This is a genomic window from Gluconobacter thailandicus F149-1 = NBRC 100600, assembly GCF_000964465.1.
Taxonomy (GTDB): domain Bacteria; phylum Pseudomonadota; class Alphaproteobacteria; order Acetobacterales; family Acetobacteraceae; genus Gluconobacter; species Gluconobacter thailandicus.
The window spans coordinates 1-6,691 of sequence record NZ_BANH01000060.1; the positions used below are offsets into that span (position 1 = coordinate 1).

7 protein-coding genes are annotated in these 6,691 nt (G+C 51.8%); 3 read left to right on the forward strand and 4 right to left on the reverse strand.

Annotated features, from left to right (window positions below; translation table 11 throughout):
- Positions 1-752: 752 nt before the first annotated feature.
- Both katG and B7444_RS13350 read right to left on the reverse strand, forming a co-directional pair.
- Positions 753-3,011 (reverse strand): catalase/peroxidase HPI, encoded by a 2,259-nt coding sequence (gene katG, locus B7444_RS13345; RefSeq protein ID WP_007284632.1) that lies wholly within the window; start codon positions 3,009-3,011, stop codon positions 753-755.
- A 225-nt stretch (positions 3,012-3,236) separates the two neighbouring features.
- Positions 3,237-4,013, reverse strand: a complete 777-nt coding sequence (locus tag B7444_RS13350) for an NAD(P)H-dependent oxidoreductase (RefSeq protein ID WP_029495843.1) — start codon at positions 4,011-4,013, stop codon at positions 3,237-3,239.
- 117 nt (positions 4,014-4,130) lie between these two features.
- Between B7444_RS13350 and B7444_RS13355 the strand changes: the two genes are divergently transcribed.
- Complete coding sequence (locus B7444_RS13355) at positions 4,131-4,493, forward strand: winged helix-turn-helix transcriptional regulator (RefSeq protein ID WP_007284634.1); 363 nt, start codon at positions 4,131-4,133, stop codon at positions 4,491-4,493.
- A gap of 71 nt (positions 4,494-4,564) precedes the next feature.
- On the opposite strand, the gene B7444_RS17225 is transcribed toward B7444_RS13355, so the two are convergent.
- Both B7444_RS17225 and B7444_RS17230 read right to left on the reverse strand, forming a co-directional pair.
- Positions 4,565-5,011: an MmyB family transcriptional regulator gene (locus B7444_RS17225; protein ID WP_231503046.1), complete on the reverse strand. Its 447-nt coding sequence runs from the start codon at positions 5,009-5,011 to the stop codon at positions 4,565-4,567.
- An 8-nt stretch (positions 5,012-5,019) separates the two neighbouring features.
- On the reverse strand, positions 5,020-5,424 hold the full coding sequence (locus B7444_RS17230; RefSeq protein WP_231503047.1) for a helix-turn-helix domain-containing protein: 405 nt from the start codon (positions 5,422-5,424) through the stop codon (positions 5,020-5,022).
- A gap of 141 nt (positions 5,425-5,565) precedes the next feature.
- On the opposite strand from B7444_RS17230, the gene B7444_RS13365 reads away from it, so the two are divergent.
- Positions 5,566-6,312, forward strand: a complete 747-nt coding sequence (locus B7444_RS13365) for a zinc-dependent alcohol dehydrogenase family protein (RefSeq protein ID WP_197026276.1) — start codon at positions 5,566-5,568, stop codon at positions 6,310-6,312.
- 18 nt (positions 6,313-6,330) lie between these two features.
- The gene (locus B7444_RS16830) at positions 6,331-6,567 is read left to right on the forward strand and encodes a zinc-binding dehydrogenase (RefSeq protein WP_007284638.1); all 237 of its coding nucleotides are present in this window, start codon (positions 6,331-6,333) and stop codon (positions 6,565-6,567) included.
- Positions 6,568-6,691 lie beyond the last annotated feature (124 nt).

Below are 6,691 nucleotides of genomic sequence, written 5' to 3' on the forward strand. Positions count from 1 at the left end.
ATGCGCAGAAATGCTCACCCGTGATTTTCCAAACAGGCTCTTAACCCCCCTGAACTGCCTGTCTGCTCAGTGATGTATAAGCGGGCAGGCGGCAGTCACCTACATACAGGCTATAAAATAGCAGTTGGTCCTTTTCCCCTAGGCAGACACCAAGACATAAAGAACTCAAATACAGACTGTATCGACACGCTGCCAATGTGATGTGAGCATTTCAGCATGATAGTTCATCTGAGTTCCCAGTTTCTTGGAGCTGAAGAAAATCAACAAGGAAACTCATGATGGCGGTGGGGTCTGCGGGCCCTTCATAGGTTGATTCATGCTGATGCCTACTTGACTGCACACGGAACGATGGACGCTTCACAGGTTTGCCAGCACGACTTATCCTGAGGCTGCTAATCTGTCGGACCGTTTCAAAACGAGCACGAACGTCATCGAGAATACGTTGATATTTCGATGAAACCGGTCTGTTATCGAAAGCGACATCAATCGTGAGGCTGTGCCCCCGAAGCAATTCTTTCAAAGCAGGTCCGTTCATCATAATACTACAATCCTGGCTTCTAGGTCACTTGCCTGATAAAGGGACAAACTCCGGCCCTCCGCCCGCTGTGTTATTCACCATCCGGACTTCAACAGTTTTGGCCAAAGTAGCTGTGGGCGCCAATAACAGGCAGGCGCCAAGAACTAATGAGATTTTCATTTGTTTTTCTCTTCAGCCTCCATGACCAGATTGGGCATGGAGGCTTTTGTCATCGTTAGCGTTGCAGATCGAAGCGATCGAGATTCATGACCTTGGTCCAGGCTTTGACGAAGTCGGCGTAGAATTTCGTTCGGGAATCTGCTGAGGCATAGGCTTCTGCGGTGGCCCGCAACTCAGAATTGGCTCCAAAGACCAGATCGACATCCGTTGCAGTCCAACGCTTTGCACCGGTCTTACGGTCAAAGCCGTTGTATATACCGGGTTGGTTGCTCGATTTCTCCCAGCGGGTATCCATACTCAGAACATTGACAAGGAAATCGTTGGTCAACACCCCAGGATGATCGGTCAGAACGCCATCAGGGGAGTGACCAGAGTTGACGTCGAGCGAGCGCATCCCGCCAAGCAGGACTGTCATCTCTGGGATGGTCAGATCAAGTGTACTGGCACGATCAACCAGCGCCTCAGTCGGAGACTTTCCGTCGGGTACGCTGCGATAGTAATTGCGGAACGCATCTGCAGTCGGCTCCAAAGCGTTAAACGAGCTAACGTCCGTGTCGGCTTGGGTCGCGTCAACCCGTCCTGGTTCGAAAGGAACCTGAACTGTAACGCCAGCCTGACGAGCAGCATCCTCAAGACCAACATTTCCTGCCAGAACGATAATGTCAGCGAGAGAAACTTTGCGCCCCCCGTGGTGACCCGCATTAAAACGATCCCGAACATTTTCAAGCGTAGTCAGAGTGGTTTTCAGTTCGTCTGGGTCATTAACCGCCCAGCTATCCTGCGGATCAAGAGCGATCCGTGCGCCGTTAACGCCACCCCGGTGATCGGTAGTCCGATGCGATGCAGCCGCTGCCCATGCCGTCTTGATCATTTCACGGTTCGAAAGGCCAGAATTTGCAAGGGCATGTTTTAGAGCAGTAATGTCTGCCTGATTGATGGAAGCATAATTAGCCTTAGGGAGTGGGTCCTGCCACAGGAAGGTTTGGCTTGGGATTTCAGATCCAAAATACCTCGACTTCGGACCCATATCGCGCACAACCAGCTTGAACCAGGCTCGCGCAAACGCGTCTGCAAATTGGTTCGGATTTTTCACCCAGCGCTCAATGATTGCCCGATAAGTTGGGTCCGTTTTCAGGGCAATATCGGTAGTGAACATCATCAGCGGATGCATTTTGGCACGATTGGTCGGCTCACTCGCATCGGGCACAATATTCACAGCGTTCTTCGGGACCCATTGCGTGGCACCGGCAGGACTTTTAGTCTGGACCCAGTCATGACCAAGGAGGTTGTCCAGGTATTGGGTCGTGAAATGAATTGGATCCGACGACCAGGCACCTTCCAGCCCGCTGGTGACAGCATCTGTTGCTTTGAGATGACCAGTGGGACAGCTGTTTTTCCAGCCAAGACCCTGTTGCTCGACAGACGCGCCTTCAGGTGCAGCACCGATGCAGGAGGCAGGCGCTGCGCCATGAGCCTTGCCAAAGGTATGACCGCCAGCAATCAGGGCCACTGTCTCCTCATCATCCATGGCCATGCGACCAAATGCGAGACGGATCATTTTGGCCGAAAGCACTGGATCAGGTACCCCACCAGGCCCCTCTGGATTAACGTAGATCAGTCCTTTGTTCGTAGCGGCGAGCGGCTTTTCCAGATGTGCATTGCCGCTTGAATCAAATTTGCCCTGAACAGCAGATTTTGCTGGGAAGAACGTGGTACCCGGACCCCAGTAGACCTTCTCAGACTGCCAATCATCAGGGCGGCCACCAACAAAGCCAAGCGTTTTGAAGCCCATTGACGTTAATGCAACGTCACCCGTCAGAACGATCAGATCGCCCCACGAAAGTTTCTCGCCGTATTTCTGTTTGATCGGCCACAAGAGACGACGCGCTTTGTCTAGACTTGCGTTATCTGGCCAGCTGTTGAGTTCAGCGAAACGCTGTTGTGCACCTTCTTCGCCACCGCGTCCATCAAGAACGCGATAGGTGCCTGCATTGTGCCATGCAAGGCGAATGAAAAAGGGCCCGTAATTCCCATAATCGGCTGGCCACCAATCCTGCGATGTCGTGATGACTTTGAGAACGTCTTTACGCACTGCAGCCAGATCAAGAGTCTGGAACTTCTTGTGATAATCTTGACGGTATGTTGGGCCGTAAGGATTAGACTCAGTATTTTGGAACCGCAAAGGTTCGAGATCCAGGCTGGTTGGCCAATAGAACTGGTTGGATTTTTCCACACCATCTGCCTTAGCGGGGGCAGAGACAGACCCAAGGACAGTTCCAGCTAAAATAACAGCCATAAAACGTCGCATCATCATTTGTTATCTCCCAAACCGAATACAGTGTGATCAGATTATATTCCTGAGAACTTCGGGGTATTCAGGTAGGGAATTTCTTATGACTTGAATTAAAAATTTCAAATCAGTTTGATTTTATATCTCTTATAGGTCATCGCCAGTACATAAATCCTGGTTCATCCCATGAGGGCGTATTAGCTCCGCCGCTTAAACACAGTTGCTAGGGACTACCGTGGCTTCTCTCCGTCAATTCGAACGTAATTTTTCCTGATGTCGGATAAAAGGGCTGTAGACAGGGGCTTCGGGCTTGAGCTTTCGATGCTCGTCCCAATCTGAAGCTCCGTTAAACTGGATTTCCGGCACGCCATGAATGCCCTCAGCCCAGTCCCTGTGCGCTGTCATCTGGCTATCGAGATACTGAGTTTGCTCTCGTGCATCGTCTTGTGAGATTCCTCCTCGCACCCCCATGATGATGCGTGGCTCAAGAACGCTGAAGCCGACGTAATGCAGCGCGTAATGAGCGGGCCAGAGAATGAGCGATGTATCGCCTTCCTGACCATTATAGGCACAGGCCTCCATCGGCGAACCTGCAGTCACCGAGAACACAGCCCGTTTCCCTCTGCACACACCCGTATGACGGCGTCGGCTTCCACTGTACAGCGCTCCATAAACAAAGACGCGATCCATCCAACCCTTGAGGATGGCAGGCAGACCAAACCACCAGAGGGGAAACTGAAAGATAACAGTGTCGGCCCACAGAATGTTTTCAACCTCGCGGCACACATCTTCCGGCAACGTTTTTTGCTCTGCGCTAAAGCGTTGCTCAGTTTGTGCGTCAAAGCGGCTTGGATCTTTTCTCGTGAGGAAGTGATCAGGTTGCTCTACCGGATTGAACTTCTGCGCATAGAGGTCTGAAATCCTCACATCATGGCCCTGTAAGCAAAAAGACCGAGCGGCCGTCTGCGCCAATCCATGGTTGAATGACTGGGGCTCCGGGTGAGCCAGGACTATCAGCACATTCATGATCTTCTCCGCATCGGCTTTTTCGTGAGCAAGTCGTCTTGCTCTATAAACACGGCCGTATGCTCTCTTATGCGCGACACCTTTCGTCAATCACGCACTTTCAGGTAACCACGAACCATGAAATCCGGTGATGTCTATGATCCCACCTGTTCCGCTCGCGATGCGCTGGAGTTGATAGCGAGCAAATGGGCAATGCTGATTTTGCCGGCCTTGAGAGAGGAGCCAATGCGCAACAGCGCGCTTTTACGGAAAATCGGTGGCATCTCGCAAAAAATGCTGACGCAGACGCTAAGAGAGCTTGAGAGGAATGGCCTTGTCATTCGATCTGACAAACAAACGCGCCCACCTCATGTAGAATATACCCTTAGCCCGCTTGGCGCGTCCTTGGGCGACGCTCTGAGTGTGTTGGATCGTTGGGCAGAGCGTCATTTTACCGCACTGGACGAGGCGCGTGAGCGATTTGATAACGAACGCGTCTGATGAAGAAGAGAACTGCGATTTACCGTCTGTAAGCAGTAAAGGGCCGCACATTGAATAACTGATATACGACATTATTTTTCTCGAGTGCTTAAAATTTCTTTCTCAAATTGTCGCCCATTTTTATTGTCTTCTTCAGCAACATAACAAATCAGACGTAAATGTTTGTTTTCATTAATTGTGAGGGCCGTACATTGAAAAGGCACACGTCCAATATTACTAATGTCGAAATGACAAAGTGCTGCGCCGATCCCTGAAACATCATGTTCAGACATCCATGTTCGGAAATCCGGGTCTGCGTCTTCCAGACTTTTCACGAGTGCGGAAAAGTCGGCCTCCTGTCTTGCTTTCACATAATCCCGTCGGAAGAGTGAAATGACATTCTGCGCCTGCTTCTTCCATGGTGATAGCACGGTTCGCATCACTGGATCCATGAATACCATCCAGAGAAAATTCCGCATCCCCGGTTGCATGCGTGAAAATCCGAATACCCGTTCTGCTGCCGGGTTCCAGGCAAGCACGTCCCATCTCAGATCACGTCCCATCTCAGATTAAGAACGTATGCAGGGTGTACCGTCAGATCCGCCATCAAGCGATGAATGACCGGTGGAACGACACACCATGTCTTTCCCGGCTCAGACGGGGGACGACCCTGCGTCAACAAATAGAGATAGCGTCGGTCCTCAGCATCCATCTTCAGGACACGACACAGATTATCCAGGAAAGATGCTGAAACGCTGATTTCACGTCCCTGCTCAAGCCACGTGTACCAGGTCAGCCCAACACCAGCGAGTGCAGCGACTTCCTCGCGCCGCAAACCGGGGGGCCGCCGCCGAGAACCAACGGGGAGGCCCACGTCTGTCGGCTTCAGACGTGCTTGTCGACTTTGAAGGAACTCGGAAAGCTCCTGACGGCCCCGTTCCATCCTGCGCATCCGATCGATCCCCACACTAAAAGTAATAGTATAAAAAATAAAATTGTATCAGGGTCCGGGTGACCCGAGAACAGGTCATCACTCACTCAGAAGTTGACCCTTGCAATTTGACGAGAGGGCAGCACGAAGGAACTGATGACCATGCAGTTTTATGAATTTCCAACTCTCGGCAATATCAGCAAGCTCATGCTGCGGAGTGGCGAAATTCCTGAACCAGGCCGTAGGCAGGTTTTGGTCCGGATGCGAGCGTGCTCGTTGAATTACCGGGATCTCATGATCTGTCGGAATGAGTTTCCTCCTGCCAAAAGCAGCAATCTCGTTCCTCTCTGTGATGGTGTAGGAGAGGTTGTGGCTCTAGGGGACGATGTGACCCGCCATAAGATAGGTGATCGTGTTGCAGGGCTCTTCTTCCAGGAGTGGGAGAATGGACCATTGACCGAGCGAGCACTCGGGACGGCTCTCGGTGGCCCGTTGGACGGAGTTCTCACAGAATACCGTGTCTTCGAAGAAGGAGGGTTAATCGGCTTCCCTGATCATCTATCGTTCCACGCCGCGGCAACATTACCATGCGCGGCCGTAACGGCGTGGCATGCTTTGTTCTGTGGCAGCCGCACATTGACCCCCGGGCAGCATGTTCTCGTACTGGGAACAGGCGGGGTGTCCGTGTTTGCCCTGCAGTTTGCGCTACTGGCCGGAGCGCATGTGACAGCCATCTCTTCCAGCGATGAAAAAATTTCCCGGCTACAGGAAATGGGCGCGCACAGCACTCTGAACTATTGGGATACGCCAAAATGGGGAGACATCATCGCACGGCAAGGAGGCGCAGATCATGTGATCGAAGTCGGAGGTTCAGGAACTTTGTCCAACTCCATGACGGCTTGCCGGTAAGGAGGCGCGATTCACCTGATGGGAGCACTCTCTGAAGGAGACGCTGACCCTGTAAACATCATGCGTCGAAACCTGGTTCTTGAAGGTGTGACGGTTGGATCACGGGCAATGTTTGAAAGCATGAATGAGGCGATTGATTTGCATCAGATGCAGCCAGTGATTGATCGTGTTTTCCCCTTCAGCCACGCAAGAGAAGCTTACCAATACTTTGCGAGCGCACGAGATATGGGAAAGGTTGTGATTGATCTTCCCTGAGAAGATAGCAGATCCAAAAATTGTCAGCTTTGGCATTGATTTGACCCAAAGCTAACTTTCAACACAATCCCCCCATTGCCGTCATCTCGACATGGGTTTCATCTCCGGGGTACGCGCATGACCC

Coding starts and splice junctions, on each gene's coding strand:
- B7444_RS13365 (WP_197026276.1), top strand. CDS start 5,566: ATGCAGTTTTATGAATTTCCAACTCTCGGCAATATCAGCAAGCTCATG.
- B7444_RS16830 (WP_007284638.1), top strand. CDS start 6,331: ATGGGAGCACTCTCTGAAGGAGACGCTGACCCTGTAAACATCATGCGT.
- B7444_RS13350 (WP_029495843.1), bottom strand. CDS start 4,013: ATGAATGTGCTGATAGTCCTGGCTCACCCGGAGCCCCAGTCATTCAAC.
- katG (WP_007284632.1), bottom strand. CDS start 3,011: ATGATGATGCGACGTTTTATGGCTGTTATTTTAGCTGGAACTGTCCTT.
- B7444_RS17230 (WP_231503047.1), bottom strand. CDS start 5,424: ATGCGCAGGATGGAACGGGGCCGTCAGGAGCTTTCCGAGTTCCTTCAA.
- B7444_RS13355 (WP_007284634.1), top strand. CDS start 4,131: ATGAAATCCGGTGATGTCTATGATCCCACCTGTTCCGCTCGCGATGCG.